This is a genomic window from Paracoccus endophyticus, from assembly GCF_003286075.1.
GTDB classification, from domain to species: Bacteria; Pseudomonadota; Alphaproteobacteria; order Rhodobacterales; family Rhodobacteraceae; genus Paracoccus; species Paracoccus endophyticus.
This window is the reverse complement of the sequence record NZ_QLUV01000013.1, coordinates 1-18,756: the sequence shown is the minus strand read 5'-3', so window position 1 is coordinate 18,756 and position 18,756 is coordinate 1. Positions and strand designations below refer to the sequence as shown.

At 70.0% G+C, this 18,756-nt stretch carries 15 protein-coding genes and 1 pseudogene; 11 read left to right on the top strand and 5 right to left on the bottom strand.

Annotation, left to right across the window (positions count from 1 at the left end):
- The first annotated feature begins 25 nt into the window (after nucleotides 1-25).
- On the top strand, nucleotides 26-2,617 hold the full coding sequence (locus DPQ23_RS12900) for a DUF4175 domain-containing protein (protein WP_240602746.1): 2,592 nt from the start codon (nucleotides 26-28) through the stop codon (nucleotides 2,615-2,617).
- A gap of 190 nt (nucleotides 2,618-2,807) precedes the next feature.
- On the opposite strand, the gene DPQ23_RS12895 is transcribed toward DPQ23_RS12900, so the two are convergent.
- Nucleotides 2,808-3,839: a zinc-ribbon domain-containing protein gene (locus DPQ23_RS12895; RefSeq protein WP_162630741.1), complete on the bottom strand. Its 1,032-nt coding sequence runs from the start codon at nucleotides 3,837-3,839 to the stop codon at nucleotides 2,808-2,810.
- A gap of 171 nt (nucleotides 3,840-4,010) precedes the next feature.
- On the opposite strand from DPQ23_RS12895, the gene DPQ23_RS12890 reads away from it, so the two are divergent.
- From DPQ23_RS12890 to DPQ23_RS12870, 5 genes are all read left to right on the top strand, one after another.
- Nucleotides 4,011-4,685 carry a cell division ATP-binding protein FtsE gene (locus tag DPQ23_RS12890; RefSeq protein ID WP_112875199.1) on the top strand — a complete coding sequence of 225 codons (675 nt, stop codon included), beginning with the start codon at nucleotides 4,011-4,013 and terminating at the stop codon, nucleotides 4,683-4,685.
- Between the two features lie 179 nt (nucleotides 4,686-4,864).
- A complete protein-coding gene (locus tag DPQ23_RS12885) occupies nucleotides 4,865-5,719 on the top strand; it encodes a cell division protein FtsX (protein ID WP_170310797.1) in 855 nt (284 codons plus the stop codon).
- On the top strand, nucleotides 5,719-6,531 hold the full coding sequence (locus tag DPQ23_RS12880; protein ID WP_112875198.1) for a lysophospholipid acyltransferase family protein: 813 nt from the start codon (nucleotides 5,719-5,721) through the stop codon (nucleotides 6,529-6,531). Before DPQ23_RS12885 ends, DPQ23_RS12880 begins: the two co-directional genes overlap by 1 nt.
- A 177-nt stretch (nucleotides 6,532-6,708) precedes the next feature.
- Nucleotides 6,709-7,635 (top strand): ABC transporter ATP-binding protein, encoded by a 927-nt coding sequence (locus DPQ23_RS12875; RefSeq protein ID WP_112875197.1) that lies wholly within the window; start codon nucleotides 6,709-6,711, stop codon nucleotides 7,633-7,635.
- Nucleotides 7,636-7,640: 5 nt separating this feature from the next.
- On the top strand, nucleotides 7,641-8,402 hold the full coding sequence (locus tag DPQ23_RS12870; RefSeq protein ID WP_112875241.1) for an ABC transporter permease: 762 nt from the start codon (nucleotides 7,641-7,643) through the stop codon (nucleotides 8,400-8,402).
- Nucleotides 8,403-8,471: 69 nt separating this feature from the next.
- Here DPQ23_RS12870 and DPQ23_RS12865 read toward each other — a convergent pair whose 3' ends face one another.
- Nucleotides 8,472-8,963, bottom strand: coding sequence for a hypothetical protein (locus DPQ23_RS12865; protein WP_205961465.1), 492 nt, complete (start codon nucleotides 8,961-8,963; stop codon nucleotides 8,472-8,474).
- Between the two features lie 160 nt (nucleotides 8,964-9,123).
- Between DPQ23_RS12865 and rimO the strand changes: the two genes are divergently transcribed.
- The 4 genes from rimO to DPQ23_RS12845 all read left to right on the top strand — a co-directional run bounded on the left by rimO (nucleotide 9,124) and on the right by DPQ23_RS12845 (nucleotide 14,256).
- Nucleotides 9,124-10,506 (top strand): 30S ribosomal protein S12 methylthiotransferase RimO, encoded by a 1,383-nt coding sequence (gene rimO, locus DPQ23_RS12860; RefSeq protein ID WP_112875196.1) that lies wholly within the window; start codon nucleotides 9,124-9,126, stop codon nucleotides 10,504-10,506.
- A complete protein-coding gene (locus DPQ23_RS12855) occupies nucleotides 10,503-11,372 on the top strand; it encodes a sulfotransferase family protein (RefSeq protein ID WP_240602736.1) in 870 nt (289 codons plus the stop codon). The genes rimO and DPQ23_RS12855 overlap by 4 nt, the downstream gene beginning before the upstream one ends.
- A gap of 67 nt (nucleotides 11,373-11,439) precedes the next feature.
- A complete protein-coding gene (gene ettA / locus DPQ23_RS12850) occupies nucleotides 11,440-13,095 on the top strand; it encodes an energy-dependent translational throttle protein EttA (RefSeq protein ID WP_112875195.1) in 1,656 nt (551 codons plus the stop codon).
- Nucleotides 13,096-13,461: 366 nt separating this feature from the next.
- The gene (locus tag DPQ23_RS12845) at nucleotides 13,462-14,256 is read left to right on the top strand and encodes a methyltransferase domain-containing protein (protein ID WP_162630740.1); all 795 of its coding nucleotides are present in this window, start codon (nucleotides 13,462-13,464) and stop codon (nucleotides 14,254-14,256) included.
- Here DPQ23_RS12845 and DPQ23_RS12840 read toward each other — a convergent pair.
- The 3 genes and pseudogenes from DPQ23_RS12840 to DPQ23_RS12830 form a co-directional block, all read right to left on the bottom strand.
- Nucleotides 14,257-14,508 (bottom strand): annotated as a pseudogene (locus DPQ23_RS12840) (HNH endonuclease family protein); the annotation flags it as partial.
- Nucleotides 14,505-15,461: a rhodanese-like domain-containing protein gene (locus tag DPQ23_RS12835; protein WP_240602733.1), complete on the bottom strand. Its 957-nt coding sequence runs from the start codon at nucleotides 15,459-15,461 to the stop codon at nucleotides 14,505-14,507. The gene DPQ23_RS12835 and the pseudogene DPQ23_RS12840, both read right to left, overlap by 4 nt.
- 178 nt (nucleotides 15,462-15,639) lie before the next feature.
- Nucleotides 15,640-17,517 (bottom strand): acyl-CoA synthetase, encoded by a 1,878-nt coding sequence (locus DPQ23_RS12830; RefSeq protein WP_112875193.1) that lies wholly within the window; start codon nucleotides 17,515-17,517, stop codon nucleotides 15,640-15,642.
- Between the two features lie 244 nt (nucleotides 17,518-17,761).
- On the opposite strand from DPQ23_RS12830, the gene DPQ23_RS12825 reads away from it, so the two are divergent.
- Nucleotides 17,762-18,265, top strand: a complete 504-nt coding sequence (locus DPQ23_RS12825; protein ID WP_112875192.1) for a CAP domain-containing protein — start codon at nucleotides 17,762-17,764, stop codon at nucleotides 18,263-18,265.
- Nucleotides 18,266-18,756: the final 491 nt, after the last annotated feature.

Sequence of the window (18,756 nt, the reverse complement as noted above, 5' to 3'; positions counted from 1 at the left end):
GGCACCTGCTGTCGCACGGCGCGCGGTGCGCTGGACGCTGTGGGGCCTGTGGTACGAATCACTGCTGCGCGCCTTCTGGCCGGCGCTGAGCCTTGCCGCGCTGGCGCTGGCGGCGCTGGCGCTGGGGCTGGTCGCGCCGTTGCCGGCCCGCGCGCTGGCGCTGGCGCTGAGTTTGTGGGCGGCGGCGATGGTGCTGTCGGTTGCCGTGGGCACGGCGCGCTTTCGCAGGCCCGGGGCCGCCGCCGCGCTGGCGCGGGTCGATGCCACCCTGCCGGGACGGCCGCTGGAGACGCTGGGCGACCGGATGGCCCTGGGCGGCGCGGCCGCGGACGGATTGTGGCGCGCGCATCTGGACGCCGCCCGCGACGCCGCGGCCCGCGCCCGGCCCGTCGCGCCCGATGCCGGGCTGGCGCGGCGGGACCCGTTCGCGCTGCGGCTGGCCGCGCTGACGGCGCTGGCGATGGCGGTGCTGTTCGGCGGCGTGGGACCGGCCGGGCAGGGGCTTGCCGCCCTGGCCGCGACGTGGAAACCCACCGTCACGACGGGTGATGCCGCCCCCGCCGGTCCCGCGTGGGAGGGGTGGGCCGCGCCGCCCGACTATACCCGGCGGCCGACGATCTATCTGAACGCGCTGCCGGACGACGCGCTGACGGTGCCCGAGGGCTCGGTCCTGACCTTTCGCCTGTATGGTTCGGGCACGGCGGTGGCGCAGGACATCGGCCCCGCGGACCCCGCAGCCCCCCCCGACGCGCCCGCGTTCACGGCCGAGCGTGATGGCGCGGTCGCCGTGGGCGAGCGGCGGTTCGCGGTTACGGTCGTGCCCGACCAGGGTCCGGCCGTGACCCTTGCCGCGCTGGCGGACCGGCGCGCCGACGGGCGGCTGGTCCAGGGATTCACGGCCCGCGACGACAACGGGATCGCGACGGGCCAGGCGCAGGTGACACTGGACCTGGCGGCCGTCGATCGCCGCTACGGCCTGGCCGCCGCGCCCGAGCCGCGCGATCCGCTGGTGCTGGACCTGCCGCTGCCGGGCGCCGGGGCACGGCGCGACGTGACGGGGACGCTGGCGGCCGACCTGGCCCGTCACCCCTGGGCGAACCTGCCTGTCACGCTGCGCCTGACGGTCGCGGACGGGATCGGCCAGGCGGCGGACACCCCGCCCACCGCCATGATCCTGCCGGGGCGGCGGTTCTTCGACCCCTTGGCCGCCGCGCTGGTGGAACTGCGCCGCGACCTGCTGTGGTCGCGCGAAAACGCGGCCCGCAGCGCGCAGCTGCTGCGCGCGGCGATCTGGCGGCCCGACCCGACGCTGACCCCGGACACGGCGCGCACCGTCGCGCAGACCGTGGCCGCGCTGGAATCCGGCCCCCTGTCCCCCGAGGTGCGCGACCGGCTGGCCGAGGCGCTGTGGACCGCTGCCGTGGCGATCGAGGACGGCGGCCTGCCCGACGCGCTGGCCCGGATGCAGCAGGCGCAGCAGAGGCTGTCCGAGGCGATCCGCAACGGCGCCAGCCCCGACGAGATCCAGAAGCTGATGGACGAGCTGAAGGCCGCGACCGACGCCTATACCGAGATGCTTGCCCAGCAGGGCCAGGACCCGGCCGAACGGTTCGACCGCGCGCCGCAGCAGGGCCAGCAGATCACCGGCGACCAGATCCAGCAGATGATGGACGAGATCCAGCGCCTGATGAACGAGGGGCGGATGGCCGAGGCCGCCGAGCTGCTGGAACAGTTCAACCGCATGATGGAAAACCTCAAGGTCACGCAGGGCGAGGGCGGGCAGGGCGGGCAGGGGCAAGGCCCCTCGGGCCAGCTGGCCGAGACGCTGCGCGAACAGCAGCGCCTGGCCGACGAGGCGATGCGGCAGGCGCAGGACCCGCTGGGCGACTGGCAGCGCGGCGGCCCCCCTTCAGGCGAGCCGTCGCCGGGCGAGGGGCAGCAGGGCCAAGGGCAGCCGGGCGAGGGACAGCAGGGCGGGGGCCAACCGGGCGAGGGCCAACCGGGCGAGGGTCAACCCGGCGAGGGCCAGCCCGGTGCAGGGCAGCAGGGTGGGAGCCAGCAAGGTGGGGGCTCGCTGGCCGACCGCCAGCGGGCGCTGCGCGAAGAGCTGGGGCGCCAGCGCGGCCTGTTGCCGGGCCGTGGGTCCGAGGCAGGCGATCGCGCCGGCCGAGAGCTGGACGAGGCCGGCCGCGCCATGGAGGACGCCGAGCGCGCGCTGCGCGAAAGCGATCCCGCAGGCGCCATGGACCGCCAGGCCGACGCGATCGAGGCCATGCGCGAGGGGATGCGCGCCCTGAGCGACATGGCCGAGGGCCAGTCCGGCGATCAGGGTCAGGGGCAGGGCCAGGACGGGCAGGGCCAGACGCCGGGCCAGCAGGGCGGGGCCCGCGCCGATGGCGGTGACGGGCGCGGAACCCGCCAGACCGGCCGCGATCCCCTGGGCCGCGACCTGGGCGGTCAGGGCGGCACCGTCACCACGGGCGACGCGCTTGCCGACGCGCAGGACGGCACCGGCCGCGCCCGCGACCTGCAGGACGAGATCCGCCGGCGCAGCGGTCAGCCCGACCGCCCGCGCGACGAGCGCGATTATCTGGGACGGCTGCTGGACCGCTTCTGAGGGCGCAGCCCGTGGAATGGGGGCAGTGGCGTCAGCCAGCCCCGAATCGCTGGCGCAGGACAGAGGCAGGGCGGGCGTCGCCGGGCAGCACGGCGGCAGTCCGGGACCACGGCATCAGGCAGCGCGGGGCGCGCGCCCCCGGACAGAGCGCGATGAGCGCCCACAGGACGGGACGGCGCCGGCCTGCGGCTTACTCGGCGGCAGGCTCTGCCGTGGTGGTCCCGTCCCCGATCAGCCGATCCGCCTGCGCGGCCAGCCAGTCGCGCCCGGTGTTCACCTGCGCGTGCCATTCCAGCAGGCGGGCGCCCAGCGGACCCTGTTCGGCCAGCCTGGGGGCCAGCGCATACAGCGCAACAGCGACCACCGCGACCACGACCGCGACGTGAAACCCCGCATCCCGGCGGGCGCGGGCGCGGCTGCGGGCCGAGGCAGGGGGCGCGGGATGCGCGGCAGGGTAAGGCACCGCCGCCCCGACCGGGTCAGGCGCGGTGCGCGGCAGGGCTGCGCGCTGCGAGGGCGGCAAAGGCCGATCGGCCGAGGGGGCCGCGCCGCCGGGATCGTCCGGCAGGTCGGCCGTGCCCCCGTGCAGGTCACGCCGCGCGCCGCCGGGCGAATCGGCGGGTGATGCGGCAACGGGCGGCGACGGGGGGCGCACGGCGACCGGCGGGTTGCGGCGCCGCGGGATCGCGTCCTCTGCGCCGCCGGACAGCGCCTCGTCCCGCGCCGCGGCGGGGGGGCTGTCCGTGGCGCGCAGGACCCCCGCGGGTGCGCTGTCGCGCGCAGTCGGCGGCACGGGCGACCCGACAGCCCCATCGCTGTCCTCGCTCTGCATCCCGTCCGCGACGCCAAGATCACCGGGCGCGACCCGCGCCGCAGGGGTGCCGGTCGCGCGGCCCTCGTCCTCCGGCGCCGGCATGTCCGGCCCGCCGGCGGTGCGCGGCCGCTGGAACTGCGCCAGCGCGACCGCCGTGCGCTCGACCGCACGTTCGGCGGCGCGCTCGGCCGCGCGGGCCTCCAGCTCGCGCGCGGCCTCTTGCCGCAGGATCTCCAGCACCGAATCGTTCAGCGGGCGGCTGAGCGCGGGACGCGCACCCGGATCGAACGGGCGCGTCGCCCGCCACACATTGTCGCAGGACGAGCATTCCACGTCGCGCCCCTGCGACGGGATCGCGTCATCGTCGATTTCATACTGCGCGCCGCAGCGCGGGCAGACCAGCCGCATGAGTCCATTCCCGTCGTGGCCGGCGCGCGCCCGGCCCGTGGTTTCCATTGCCGCCGGGACGTTCTATCAACGCCCGGTCCGGTCGCCAAGCAGCCCGGCCCCCGGTGGGTCGAGGACGAGCGGACCGAGAGAACAACGGGCCGGACAAGAACCGGCCCAGGAGGTGCGGGCGTGATCGAGATGCGGGATGTGGCATTCGGCTATCGCGGCGGTGGCGCGCTGCTGCACGGCATGTCGCTGAGCCTGCCGCGCGGCTCGTTCCATTTCCTGACCGGGCCGTCGGGATCGGGCAAGACCACCGTGCTGCGGCTGTGCATCGCCGATCTGCTGCCCACGGGGGGCAAGCTCGTGGCCTTTGGTCAGGACGTGGCGGGGCTGGGCCGCGACGCCATCGCCGCGCTGCGCCGCCGGGTGGGCGTCGTCCACCAGGACACCCAGTTCCTGGATCATCTGCCGGTGGCGGAAAACATCGCCCTGCCGATGATGCTGGCGGGCGAGCCGGTGGACATGCAGGCAATCCGCGACCTGCTGGCCTGGGTCCAGATGACCAGCCAGGCCCGCGCGCTGCCGCCAGCCCTGTCGGGGGGCGAACGCCAGCGCGCGGCGCTGGCCCGCGCGGTGATCCTGTCGCCCGACCTGATCCTGGCGGACGAGCCGACGGGCAACCTGGACTGGGAGATGTCGATGCGGCTGTTGCAACTGCTGATCGAGCTGAACCGCTCGGGCAAGACCGTGCTGGTCGCCACCCACGACCTCAACCTGATCCGGGCGGCCAAGCAGCATGTCGCGGCGCGGGTGCTGCGGATCGCGGGCGGCCGGCTGCAAAGCGCGGGGGCCGAGCTTTGAGCCGCGGCGACATCCCTGCGGCAGACGCAGTGGAATCGCCCGCGCAGGCGGCAGCGGCCGGCGCGGGCACCGACGCCGCAGCCGGCGTCAAGGCTGTGCGGGTGCGCCGCATCCGCGCCGATCTGCGGGCGCTTGACCTGCGGACGCTGGGCCGGGCGCTGATCGGACGCGAGGCCGGGATGGCCGACCGCATCGTGCCCCCCAGCGGCGCGACCGCGCGGCTGACGATGTTCACCGCCGGCGTGATGGCATTCCTGGCCGTGTTCGCGCTGGCCCTGGCGCTGGCCACGGGGCGGCTGGCCGACCGCTGGGCCGAGGGGCTGGCGCAGACCCTGACGGTGCGGGTGTCGGCGCCCGCGGCCGAACTGGACGCCCAGACGGCGGCCGCGATGGCCGCGCTGACCACCACGCCGGGCGTCGCCGCCGCGCGCGAACTGCCGGCGGCCGAGGTCGCCGCCCTGCTGGAGCCGTGGTTCGGCCCCGAGGTGCCGGTCGATGCGCTGCCCGTCCCGCGCCTGATCGAGGTGCAGCAGGGCGACGGCCTTGATCCGCAGGCGCTGCGCCTGCGGCTGGCGGGCGAGGCGCCGGGCGCGGTGCTGGACGATCACACGGAATGGCGCCGCCCGCTGATTCAGGCGGCGGGGCGGCTGCGGGTGCTGGGCTGGCTGTCGCTGGCCCTGATCGCGGCGGCCTCGGCCGCGATGCTGACGCTGGCCGCGCAGGCGGCCCTGGCTGCGAACGGGCAGGTGATCCGGGTCATGCGGCTGATCGGGGCGCGCGACCTGACCATCGCCACCGCGTTCGTGCGCCGCTTCACGCGGCGGGCGGCGGGCGGCGCGGCCGTGGGGACGCTGGTCGGGATGGCCGCGATCTGGGCCTTGCCTGACATGCAGGCGGCGGGCGGGTTTCTGACCGGCCTGGGCTTCAGCGGGTGGGGGTGGCTGTGGCCGCTGCTGATCCCGGCGATTGCGGCCGCCCTGGGCTTTGCCGCGACCCGCGCCGCCGCGCTGCGGATGCTGCGCGAGGTGCGCTGATGCCGGCCGCCGTGTCCGACAGCGCGCCGGCCCCTGCCGGGCGTCCGGGATACCGGCCGGGGCGGCTGGGGCCGCTGTGGTGGCTGCGGTCCGCGACGTATTACCTGCACGTCGGCCTGGCCACGCTGGTTCTGGGGCTGTGGGGCCTGCCCAAGGCGCTGACCGGCGGGCGACAGGGCGCGCAGCGGGTGGCGACGGTCTGGATCGCCCATATGCTGCGCGCAGCGCGCTGGCATTTCGGCGTGCGGGTCGAGGTGCGGGGCACGCCCCCCGCGGCCGACTGCATCGTCGCGGCCAAGCACCAGAGCTTTCTGGACATCCTGGCGATTTCCCACGCCTGCCCGCAGCGCGCGTTCATCATGAAAAAGGAAATCATGCGCGTGCCGATCATGGGCTGGTTCGCACGCGAGGTGGGATCGGTCCCCATCGACCGGGGCCGCGGGGCCGAGGCGCGCGGCGCCATGATCCGGGCGGTGAATGCCGCGATGGCGCAGGGCCTGGGCCAGCTGATCATCTATCCCGAGGGCACGCGCACGCTGCCCGGCGCGCGCCGCCCGTGGAAGGCGGGGGTCGCCACGCTGTATCAGGCGACGGGCCTGCCCTGCCAGCCGGTGGCGGTCAACTGCGGCATGTTCTGGCCCCGCGACGGGCTGCGGGTCCGGCCGGGCGTGGCGGTGATCGAGTTTCTTGCCCCCGTTCCCCCCGGTCTGCCCCCGGCCGACCTGCTGGCGCAGGTCGAGGCGCAGGTCGAGGCCGCATCCGACCGGCTGATGGTCGAGGCGGGCCTTGCGCTGCCCGCGCCCGCGGCCTGAACGCGCGGGTCCCCGCAGCCCGTCCGGTGCGGCCGGTTGCGTCCGCTGATCCCCGCGCGGGACAAGGCACACCTTGCGCAGCCCGCCCCCCCTCAGCCGGGCGTGCCCCGTGCCGCTGGACATCGCGGCCTGCGCCGCCTAGCCCTTGGCGGGCCGCCGCCAGCCGGAGCCCGCGCCATGTCCGCCATCATCCAGATCGACCACCTCTCCAAGCGCTATGACAGCGGCACGCACGCGCTGGACGACGTGTCGCTGACCATCGAGCAGGGCGAGATCCTAGCGTTGCTGGGGCCGAACGGCGCAGGCAAGACCACGCTGATCTCGATCATCTGCGGCCTGGTCGTGCCGACATCCGGCACGGTGCGGGTGGGCGGTCACGACATCGGCAGCGACTGGCGCGCCGCGCGCCGCCTGATCGGGCTGGTGCCGCAGGAAATCGCGCTCGAACCCTTCGAGACGGTCGCGGCCAGCGTCCGGTTCACGCGCGGCCTTTACGGAGAGGGGCCGGACGAGGCCTATCTGGAAAGCCTGCTGCGGTCGCTGGCCCTGTGGGACAAGCGCGATTCCAAGACGCGCGAACTGTCTGGCGGGATGAAGCGGCGCGTGCTGATCGCCAAGGCGTTGTCACACCGGCCCAAGGTGCTGTTTCTGGACGAACCCACCGCCGGCGTGGACGTGCATCTGCGCCGCGAGATGTGGCAGGTCGTCCGCGACCTGCGCGATGCGGGCGTGACCATCATCCTGACGACGCACTACCTGGAGGAGGCCGAGGACATGGCCGACCGGATCGGGGTGGTGGACAAGGGCCGGCTGCTGCTGGTGCGGCCCAAGGCCGAGCTGATGAAGGAGTTCGGCCGCAAGCAGTTGCGCGTCGAACTGGACCGGTCGCTGGGCGAGCTGCCGCCCGACTGGCGGGGGCAGGGCCTGTCGCTGTCCGATGACGGTCGGGTGCTGACCTATGACTATGACGCGCGGGCGGAACGCACCGGCATCGGGCGCCTGCTGGCCGACCTGAACGCGCGCGGGGTCGGGGTGCGGGACGTCTCGACCCGGCAATCGTCGCTGGAGCAGGTGTTCATGGCGCTGCTGGAGGAGAACGCATGAGCGCGATCAACTGGCCGTCCGTCCAAGCCATCTTTCACCACGAGATGTCGCGCTTTTTCCGCACCATCTGGCAGTCGCTCGCCTCGCCGGTGATTTCCACGGTGCTGTATTTCATCGTCTTCGGCGCAGCCATCGGCGGACGCATCCAGTCGATCGAGGGCGTGGCCTATGGCGCGTTCATCGTGCCGGGTCTGATGATGCTGACGGTGCTGCAGCAATCGGTGTCGAACGCCAGCTTCGGCATCTATTTCCCCAAGTTCTCGGGCACGATCTATGAATACCTGGTCGCGCCCACCGGCTGGGTCGAGGTGACGCTGGGGTTCGTGGGCGCGGCCGCCGCCAAGGCCGTGCTGATCGCGCTGGTGATCCTGCTGACCAGCTTTTTCTTCGTCGGCGTCCATGTCGCGCATCCGGTCTGGATGCTGGCCTTTCTGGTCCTGACGGCGGTGGCGTTCTCGCTGTTGGGGTTCATCATCGGGCTGTGGGCGCGCAACTTCGAGCAGTTGCAAATCGTCCCGATGATGGTCATCACGCCCCTGGTGTTTCTGGGGGGCGCGTTCTACTCGGCCTCGATGCTGCCGCGGCCATGGGATTCGATCGCGCGGTTCAACCCGGTCCTGCACCTGATCTCGGGGTTCCGCTGGTCGTTCTTCGACTTTGCCGACGTGCCCGTCGGGCTGTCGCTGGTGGCGGTGACGGCGATGATCGCCATCTGCCTTGCGGCGATCCGGTGGATCTTTGCGACCGGCTGGCGGCTGCGCGACTAGGCCGGGGCGCGCCGGTGCGGGGGGCACTGCCGGGTCAGGCACGACGACGGGCCGCCGGCGGATCGGGCCTTAGCGCGGGCACAGCCGGATCTGCGGGTCCAGCGCCTTGACCTGCCGCGCGCTCAGCTTGGTCATCTCAAGCTTGTGGCGCCACTCGTCGTTCCATTTCCGCAGGATGCCGCCCCGGTAATGGGCCGCCATGATCTGATCGACCAGCGGCGGGATGATCCGCGTGCCCGGCAGGCGCGGGGCGTGAAAGCCCACGGTCGCCTTTGGCCCCAGGCAGGCGTTCGCCATGGTCAGGTACAGCGTGCAGGCCGACCGGCAATAGCCGCGGATCTCGACCGGGCGGCCTGACGATTCAAGCCGGGCGCGGCGCTGCACGGCGGCCATGACGTTCCCGCCCTTGTCGTTCACGATCATGATCGGCTTGGCCTGCGCGGCGGCCTGATGCAGGTCCGCGAAGGGCGCGGGCGCGCGCAGCGGCGGAAGCGGTCCCGCGCAGGCGGCCGAAAGGCACCCCAGCACCAGCGCCGCGGCAAGAAGCGGTTGTCTGAACATGGCGCCATCCTGCCGCGCGGCGCCGGCGGTGGAAAGCCACGGTTGCGCGAGGCGCCCGCCGCCCGCGTCCGTCCCCCCTCACCCGCACGCGACAGGCGCAACGCGCCGTCCTATCCGCAGGCGCTTTGCGTCGGCGCGCAACGTCGCTATATGCGCGGGCATGAGCCTCAATCCTCCGAACCTGCGGCCGGACCTGGCCCCCGCGCCGTCCTTTGGGGCTGACCGCCGCGACGGCCAGCCCACCATCGGCATGGTCAGCCTTGGCTGCCCCAAGGCGCTGGTGGACAGCGAACGCATCCTGACCCGCCTGCGGGCCGAGGGCTATGCGATAAGCCCCGATTACGCCGGCGCCGACGCGGTGATCGTGAACACCTGCGGCTTTCTGGACAGCGCCAAGGCCGAAAGCCTGGACGCCATCGGCGAGGCGCTGGCCGAGAACGGCCGCGTCATCGTCACCGGCTGCCTGGGGGCGGAACCCGACTATATCACCGGCGCGCATCCCCGCGTGCTGGCCGTGACCGGGCCGCACCAGTACGAACAGGTGCTGGACGCGGTCCACGCCGCCGTGCCGCCGTCGCCCAACCCGTTCATCGACCTGCTGCCCGCCTCGGGCGTGCGCCTGACGCCGCGCCACTTTGCGTATCTGAAGATTTCCGAGGGCTGCAACCACGCCTGCAAGTTCTGCATCATCCCCGACATGCGCGGGCGTCTGGTCAGCCGCCCGGCCCACGCCATCGTGCGCGAGGCCGAAAGGCTGGTCGAGGCGGGCGTGCGCGAACTGCTGGTGATCAGCCAGGACACCAGCGCCTATGGGCTGGACCGCCGCCACGCGACCGAACGCGGCCACCGCGCGCATGTCACCGACCTGGCCCGCGACCTGGGGTCCCTGGGGGCCTGGGTGCGGCTGCACTATGTCTATCCCTATCCCCATGTGCGCGACCTGATCCCGCTGATGGCGGACACGGCGGCGCGGGGGGCGGGGGTGCTGCCCTATCTGGACATCCCGTTCCAGCACGCCCACCCGGACGTGCTGAAGCGCATGGCGCGGCCCGCCGCCAGCGCCCGCACGCTGGACGAGATTGCCGCCTGGCGCGGGGCCTGCCCCGACATCACGCTGCGCTCGACCTTCATCGTCGGCTACCCCGGCGAGACCGAGGCCGAGTTCCAGTACCTGCTGGACTGGCTGGACGAGGCCCAACTGGATCGCGTGGGGTGTTTCCAGTACGAAAACGTCCGCGGCGCCCGCGCCAACGCGCTGCCCGACCACGTGCCCGATGCGGTCAAGCAGGACCGCTGGGATCGCTTCATGGCCAGGGCGCAGGCCATCTCGGCGGCACGGCTGGCGGCCAAGGTCGGCACGCGCCAGCAGGTCATCGTGGACAGCGTGGACGAGGCCGGCGCCACCTGCCGCACCATGGCCGACGCCCCCGAGATCGACGGCAACCTGTTCATCGACCGGGGGTTCGACACGCTGTCGCCCGGCGATCTGGTGACGGTCACGGTGGACGAGGCGGGCGAATACGACCTGTGGGGGTCGGTGTGACCGACCTGCCCAAATGGGACCCCGAGGGGCGGCCGAAAAAGCCCGGCATCGTCGGCATCGGCGCGCAGAAGGCGGGCACCACATGGCTGTCGCAGATGCTGTCGCAGCACCCGCAGGTCTGGACGCCGCCCTTCAAGGAAGCGCAGTTCTTCAACCATCGGTTCATCCCGGAACACCGCGACTGGCTGCCCTGGCATTTCCGCCGCGCACGGCAGAACCAGCACAAGCGCTATGAAAGCAAGGGCCAGACCATCCCCGCGTCCCTTGCCGCCTATCTCGACCGCATCACGCGGGGCGAGATGTTCACCAACCACTGGTACAAGCAGGTCTTTGCCCCGGCCCCCCTAGGCACCATCGCCTGCGACATCACGCCGGAATATTCGACCCTGCCGGACGAGGGCGTGGACTTCGTCGCCCGGTTCCTGCCGCAGGCGCGATTCGTCTACATCCTGCGCCACCCGGTCGATCGCGCGATCAGCCAGCTGAAGATGAACCTCAGCCGCAAGAACCGCCGCCCCGCCTCGGTCGAGGCATGGATGGCCGAGATCGACGACCCGGTCCTGTATGACCGCGGCGACTATGCCAGCTATGTCCCGCGCTGGCAGGCCCGGTTCGGGCCCGACCGGCTGATGATCCTGCCCTTCGGCCGCATCGCCGCCGATCCAGCGGGCGTGCTGCGCGACATCGAGGCGTTCTGCGGCCTGGATCCGCACGACTATCGCAACGCCGACACCAAGGTCTTTGCCGCGGCCTCGGGCCTCTCGGTCCCCGAACCCGCCCGCCTTGCCCTGCGCGCCCGGCTCGAGCCGCAGTTCGCCTTCCTCGAGGCGACCTTCGGGCCGGCGTTTACGGCGCAGATGCGCTAGGCGCGTGCTTTTCCTTGGCGCCAAGGTGGCCTAGACAGCACCCAACCCAGCGAACACGAGGCGGATCATGGCCAGCTATCAGTACGTCTATCACATGGACGGCGTGTCCAAGAGCTATGGCAGCGGAAAGAAGACGTTCGAGAACATCCACCTGAACTTTCTGCCCGGCGTCAAGATCGGCGTCGTCGGCGTGAACGGGGCAGGGAAATCGACCTTGCTGCGGATCATGGCCGGCATCGACAAGGATTTCCAGGGCGAGGCCTGGGCCGCCAAGGGCGCGACCGTGGGCTATCTGCCGCAGGAACCCCAGCTTGATCCCGCGCTGAACGTGCGCGGCAACGTCATCGAGGGCGTCCGCGCCAAGCAGGCCAAGCTCGACCGCTACAACGAGCTGGCGATGAACTATTCCGACGAGACGGCCGACGAGATGGCCGCCCTGCAGGACGAGATCGACGCGCAGAACCTGTGGGACCTGGACAGCCAGGTCGACATCGCGATGGAGGCCCTGCGCTGCCCGCCCGACGAGGCGGACGTGGAGAGCCTGTCGGGCGGCGAGCGCCGGCGCGTCGCGCTGTGCAAGCTGCTGCTCGAGGCGCCCGACATGCTGCTGCTGGACGAGCCGACCAACCACCTGGACGCCGAAACCATCGCCTGGCTGCAAAAGCACCTGATCGAATATCCCGGCACCATCCTGACGGTGACGCACGACCGCTATTTCCTGGACGACATCACCAGCTGGATCCTGGAACTCGATCGCGGCCGGGGCATCCCCTACGAAGGCAATTATTCCGCCTGGCTTGAGCAGAAGGCGAAACGGCTGCTGCAGGAGGCCCGCGAGGACAAGGCCAAGCAGAAGTCGATGGAGCGCGAACTGAACTGGATTCGCGCCGGCGCCAAGGCGCGGCAGGCCAAGCAGAAGGCGCGGATCAATGCCTATAACGAAATGGCGTCGAAATCCGAACGTGAAAAGATCGCCAACGCACAGATCGTCATTCCGAACGGCGAGCGGCTGGGCGGCAAGGTGATCGAGGTCACGGGCCTGAAGAAGGCCATGGGCGACAAGCTGCTGATCGAGGATCTGAGCTTTTCGGTCCCGCCGGGCGCCATCGTGGGCGTCATCGGCCCGAACGGGGCGGGGAAATCGACGCTGTTTCGCATGATCACCGGCAACGAGCAGCCCGACGAGGGCCAGATCGTGCTGGGCGAGACGGTGCAACTGTCCTATGTCGACCAGTCCCGCGACGCACTGAACCCGAATGCGACGGTGTGGGAGGAGATCTCGGGCGGGGCCGAGATCATCACGCTGGGCGACGCCACGATCGCCAGCCGCGCCTATTGCGGGGCCTTCAACTTCAAGGGGGCTGACCAGCAGAAAAAGGTGGGCCTGCTGTCGGGCGGCGAGCGCAACCGCGTCCACATGGCGAAACTGCTGAAATCCGGCGGCAACGTCCTGCTGCTGGACGAGCCGACCAACGACCTGGACGTGGAAACCCTGCAGGCGCTGGAAGCCGCGCTTGAGGATTTCGCCGGCTGCGCGATCATCATCTCGCACGACCGGTTCTTCCTGGATCGTCTGTGCACGCATATCCTGGCGTTCGAGGGCGACGCCCATGTCGAATGGTTCGAGGGGAACTTCGAGGCTTATGAAGAGGACAAGGTGCGGCGGCTGGGGCCGGATTCGATCGAGCCGAAGCGGGTGAAGTATAAGAAGTTTTCGAGGTGAGGGTTGCGCCGGCTGGAGCCGGCTGAAAATTTCAAAATCGTCGACTGATAAGTTTGAAGTTCTGACCCGGAGCCAACTGTCCGCATGCACTACGAGGAGTTCATCGGGCCTGCGCGCGGCTTTGATCCAACCTTGGTCGATATTCGGACATTTTTGTCGCCGTCATTTTCGCCCGCTCTGAATCGCGCGGCCATCGCGGATGGGGTGGGGGCGCCCGAGTCCCTTTAGGCGAATTGCGCGGTGCGCGCAGGCGGCTGATAAGCGTGTAAAAAAATTAAATGCAGTAAAGGCGCTGAGGCTCTCAAAGATTCCTTGCAATTTATTGCTCGTAACTGAGTAGGAGATCCTTATAGAATGATAGCTGAGATGACTCACTTGAACGCCGAGCTTGCTCAAGACGTTTTTCATCAATCTCTCATGGAGATATTGGCGCGGTACGAATCTCCGAATATAATGGAGTTGGGAGGGGGAGGGAGGCCGCATTTCTCTGAACAGAATTTGCCACGCGGTGTGAAATATTATGTAAATGATATTGATAGTAAAGAGCTTTCAACGCTACCAAGTTGTTTTGCGAGAGAGGTTTTCGATGCCGCGGGGAAAGTGCCGTGTCATCTAGTCGGAAAATTCGATGTGGTTTTTTCAAGGATGTTTGCTGAGCATATTCGCAACTCTCACCGCATGGATGAAAACATATTTCAATTGCTCAAACCTGGCGGAACTGTTCTTCATTTAGCGCCCAAACTTTACTCCGCTCCTCTTCTTGCAAACTGGTTGCTGCCTGAGGGAATAAGTAAATCTGTCTTATATCTTATCGATGAGCGCCGTGGAGACACTGGCAGCAGCAAACATAAGAAGTTTCCGGCCTTTTATTCGGGCCTCAGAGGGCGAGCTGCAACGATTGAACATCGTTTTGTCCGGGCTGGGTTTGGCGAGGTCAAGTCCTGCGCCTTTTACGGGCATGACTACTATAGAAAATTCCCGATGCTGGATCGAATTCAGCATGGAGTTAGAAAATTATGCCGCGACAAAAAAATTTCTTTATTTGCAACGTTGATTATAGTTGAGGCCCTCAAGAAAGTGGGCCCGGATGTGGGCATGAAGAATTTTTTATCTACGCAGGGTCTGCCGTGTGATGAGCGCCAGGAATTAATGAGGCTCTAATAGATGGCGATGCGCGCGCAGGGCCTCGACGGTGGCATAGTTGCGGGCCAGGTCCGTCTCGCCCAGCGTGCGGTGGATCGTGGAATGGCAGACCTGGTGGACCAGCACCGTCTGGCCGCCCTTGCCGCCGCGCAGCTTGGGGATCAGGTGGTGGCGGCTTTGCGGCACGCCCGGCGGGATCGGGCGCAGGCACAGGGGGCAGACGGGGTCTTCGCCGTCGCCGCCCTGGCCGGCAGGGCGTGCGCCTTTCACTCGGCGGGGGGGCGCCCGTCATCCCCGGCCTCGGCGGGGCGGGCGGTGTCGCCGGGGCCCGCGGCGGTGGGCTCGCCTGCAACCGGGGTCGCGCCGCTTTCGGCGGCCTCTTCGGCGGTGGCGTCCACGACGGGGTTTTCGGCCGGTGTCGTCACCCCGTCCGGTACGCTCTGCCCCGCGTTCTGCGCCAGGCCGTCCGCCGCGGCCGAGGCCGCGCCTGCGCCGGGGGTGCCCAGGTCGGCGGGCGTCACGTCCTGCGCGGCGATCGGGTCGGTCTTGGCCGGCGCGCCCCCGCCCTGCACGATCAGGCCCAGCAGCCGCCAGTCCAGCATGCCGCCGCGGTAATAGCTGATGCGGTCGGCCGGATAGCCTGCGTCGATCATCGCACGGATCGCGGTCGGCGACTGGCCGCACCAGATGCCGTTGCAGAACAGGATCACCTTGCGGGCCTGCGTGCAGTCGAACTTGCCGTCGAAGTCCGGCTCGCAGCCCAGTTCCGCCAGCCGCTCGATCGCCTGCGTATAGGGAATGTTGATCGCGCCGGGGATGGTGCCGCCCGCGAACCAGTCGGGCGTGCGGCCATCGACCAAAAGGGTGTCGCCCGCGGTCATCGCCTCGATCAGCTCCAGCTCGCCCACGGTGGTCACGCCAGGGGCGGGGGTCATGGGCTGGATGCAGAACGGCGGGCAGTCGTGGCCGGTCAGCGCCCAGTCGCCGGTCAGCGTCGCACCGGGGGTCTGGTCTCGGCGGATGATGAACGTGCCCTCGGGGGTGCGGAACTCGGCCTGGGGCATGGCGGCGGTGATTCCGACGCGCAGGGGGGCCTCGGCTGCCGCAGGGGCCGGGGCGGTCGGGGCCGTGGCCTGCATCGCCTCGCCCGGGCCGGCGGTCTGTGCGGCGGCGGGCAGCGTCGTCAGGCCCAGCAGGGCGGCGGTGGTCAGCAGGCGCATCATGGCACGTCTCTCCCGGATGGTCCAAGACAGCCTAGCACGGGTGCCGCGCGGGTCGCATAGGGGAAATCGCATCCGTGTCGCGTTGGCCGGGCGGTCTGCCCGCAGGGTCCCGCGGGCGCGCCGCTGCCCGCGGTGCCACGCGGGCAGGTCGCCAGCCGCGCCGGCCCTTGCCCGGCGGTCAGACCAGGTCCCAGGGCACCGTGAACTCGCCCAGCCGGGCGCGAAGCGCGGCTTCGTCCGCGTGGCCGCGCGCGATCCGGGCCACCAGGCCGCGCTTGCGGTCCTCGACCACCTCGACGACATGGGCGCCCGTTCCGGCCAGCGCGGCGTCCAGCACCCGATCGATGGCAAGGCGCCGCAGGTCTGGCTTGAAGATCTTGCCCACCGCCGTCTTGGGCAGTTCGGGCAGGATCTCCAGGTGCTTGGGCACGGCCGCGCGTTCGTGGATGTGGCGGCGGGCATGGTCCATCAGCTCGGCCTCGGACACCTGGGCACCCGCGACCAGTTCCACATAGACGCAGGGCAGTTCGCCCGAAAAGCTGTCGGGCTGGCCGATGGCGCCCGCGACGGCCACGGCCGGATGGCTCAGCATCGCTTCCTCGATCTGGACCGGGTCGATGTTGTGGCCGCCGCGGATGATCAGGTCCTTGGCGCGCCCGGTGATCCACAGATAGCCGTCCGCGTCCAACCGGCCCAGGTCGCCGGTCCGCAGATAGTGCCCCTCGGCGAACAGGTCGCGGTTCTTGTCGGCCTCGGTGTAGGTCGAGCCCTCGAAGACGCCGGGGTTGGCCACGCAGATCTCGCCCACCTCGTCGACGTCGCAATCCTCGACCTGCGCCTGCCCGTGGCGCAGGATGCGGACATGGGTGTAGGGCAGGGGAATGCCGACCGAGCCCACCTTCTTCAGCCCGTCCACGGGGTTGCAGCTGACCAGGCAGGTCGCCTCGGTCAGGCCGTAGCCTTCGGCGATCTCGACCCCGGTCGCGGCCTTGAAGCGGTTGTAAAGCTCGACCGACAGCGCGGCCGAGCCCGAGATCGCGGTGCGCAGCGACGAGACGTCGGCGTTCACGGGGCGCTGCATCAGCGCGGCGATCGCGGTAGGAACCGAGATCAGGAACGTCGCCTGCCAGCGCTCGATCAGCTTCCAGAAGTTGTCGAAGACCCCCTCGCCGCGATAGCCGGCCGGCGTCGGCATGACCATGTGCGCCCCCGAGCGGACGCAGGACATCAGGATCGGATAGGCCGCGAAGACGTGGAACATCGGCAGCGGGCACATCAGCACGTCGCTTTCGTCAAACAGCAGCTCGCCCCCCAGAAAGCCGTTGTAGATCATGCCCGACACCTTGTGCTGCGCGACCTTGGGCATGCCCGTCGTCCCGCCGGTGTGGAAATAGGCCCCGACGCGGTCCTGCACAGGGTCGTCGAAGGTCAGCTTGTCGTGACGCTGACCCGATGCCGCCGCCTCGAAATCAAGGATCCGCGCCTTGTGGCGGGCGACCACGCGCGGCCGGATGAAGCGGACGACCAGCTTCTTGGCGCCTGTCAGATAGCGCGCCAGATCCACCTCGAGCACGGTCTCGACGCCCGGGGCCAGCGTCAGCGCCGCGGCGGCCTTTTGCGCGACATCGCTTTTCGGCATGGACTTCAGGGTGACCAGCACCTTGGCGCGCGTCTCGCGCAGGATGCCGGCGATATGGTCAGGCTCCAGCAGGGGATTGATCGGGTTCACGATGCCGGCCGTCGCGCCCGCCAGCAGCGCGATCGGCGCCTCGAGGCAGTTCGGCAGCAGATAGGCCACGGTGTCGGTCGGTCCCACGCCAAGGCTGCGAAACAGGTTGGCGGTTTCGGTGACCCGTTCGTGCAGCTCGGTCCAGGTCAGGGTGCAGGCGCGGGCGCGCGGGTCCGACATCAGCTGGAACGAAAGGGCGGGCCTTGTCCCGTGCCGGTCCGAGACGTCGGTCAGAAAGCGATGGATCGTCCGGGGCAGGTCCCGATCCTCATAGGCGGCCTGCCCTTCGATCCGGTCCCGGTCTGCGATGCTCGAAAAGCGGCCCATGCTCTCCCCCAACTGGCCGGGCTGTCCGGCCTTTGCCGGCTGGCTGGCCGGTCCCTGTGCGCACAATGGGCCGATTTCCGCCGGCCGGGCAAGCATGGCGGGCCTGTGCAACGCAGCGTCAGTGGGATTGCCTTGCAACGCGGTGCCCAAGTCCTTTACAACCCTTGGTTGATCGGGTGCTGCGGCTGCCCGGATCGTGCCGGGGTTTGGACGAGGACTTCTGATGCGTGCAGGACAAGCTGTGATGACGGCGCTCATCGGCGCCGCACTGGCCGCCAGCGTGACGATGGCGCGGGCGGACATCAGTGTCAGGGCGGCGCCGCCCGGCGCCGCCCGTTGCGCGCCGACCAGCGCGCAGGACAACCGCGCCGGCGCCGTGGCAACCAACTCGGTGCGGGCCAGGGCGGGGCTGGCCGCGGTGCGCCCCAGCGCGGTGCTGGCCCGGGTTGCGGCCGCACATGCCTGCGACATGGCGCGGCGCGGGACGATGGCGCATCGCGGCAGCCGGACGACAGGCCCGGCGCAGCGGGTCAAGCAGATGGGCTATGCCCCGCGCATCACCGCGGAAAACATTGCCGCAGGGCCGTTCGGCCTGGGACAGGTGCTGGGTGCGTGGACCGGCTCGCCGGGGCACCTGGACAACATCCTGATCCCGCAGGTCCGCGACTATGGAATTGGCCGGGCCGTGGGGTCGGACGGCAGGACGGTCTTCTGGGCGGCCGTCTATGCCGCGCCAAAGGGACGCTGAGGCTTGCGGCGCAACCGGTGATCCGCGTCCCGGGTGCAGGACGGGGCGTTGGCTGCGGCAGGCCGAGACAGCCGGCCTGCCGTGCCGCTTTACAGGCGGGGCGCGCCGTATCGGGCCTGCTGCGAAATGCGGCAGTCCTGCTGCCCATTCCGGTCCGGCGGTCCCTCTGCATTCCCGGGATGATCGTGCGAACAGATGCAAGCAGGGCTGCGGTTGATTCGGCGGGCGCTCTGCAATGGGGTCCGTCGCGCGTGATTCCAATTGTTGCAAATTGCACAGTCTGCCGCGCGGCAATGCAGGAGGCTTTGTCCAAGGCATATCGCCACGCCTGCATTCGGTCCCGTGCGAAGGCATTTGCATTGAGGCGTTTGCATGTGACAAGGACATATCAATGCTGCTAGCGTCTGTTCGGGCGGGTCGCTGTAGCGGCTTCCTTGCGGGCGTGGAGGGCTTGCGGGGGATGCGCCGAAGAAAGGGAGGTTCCATGTCCG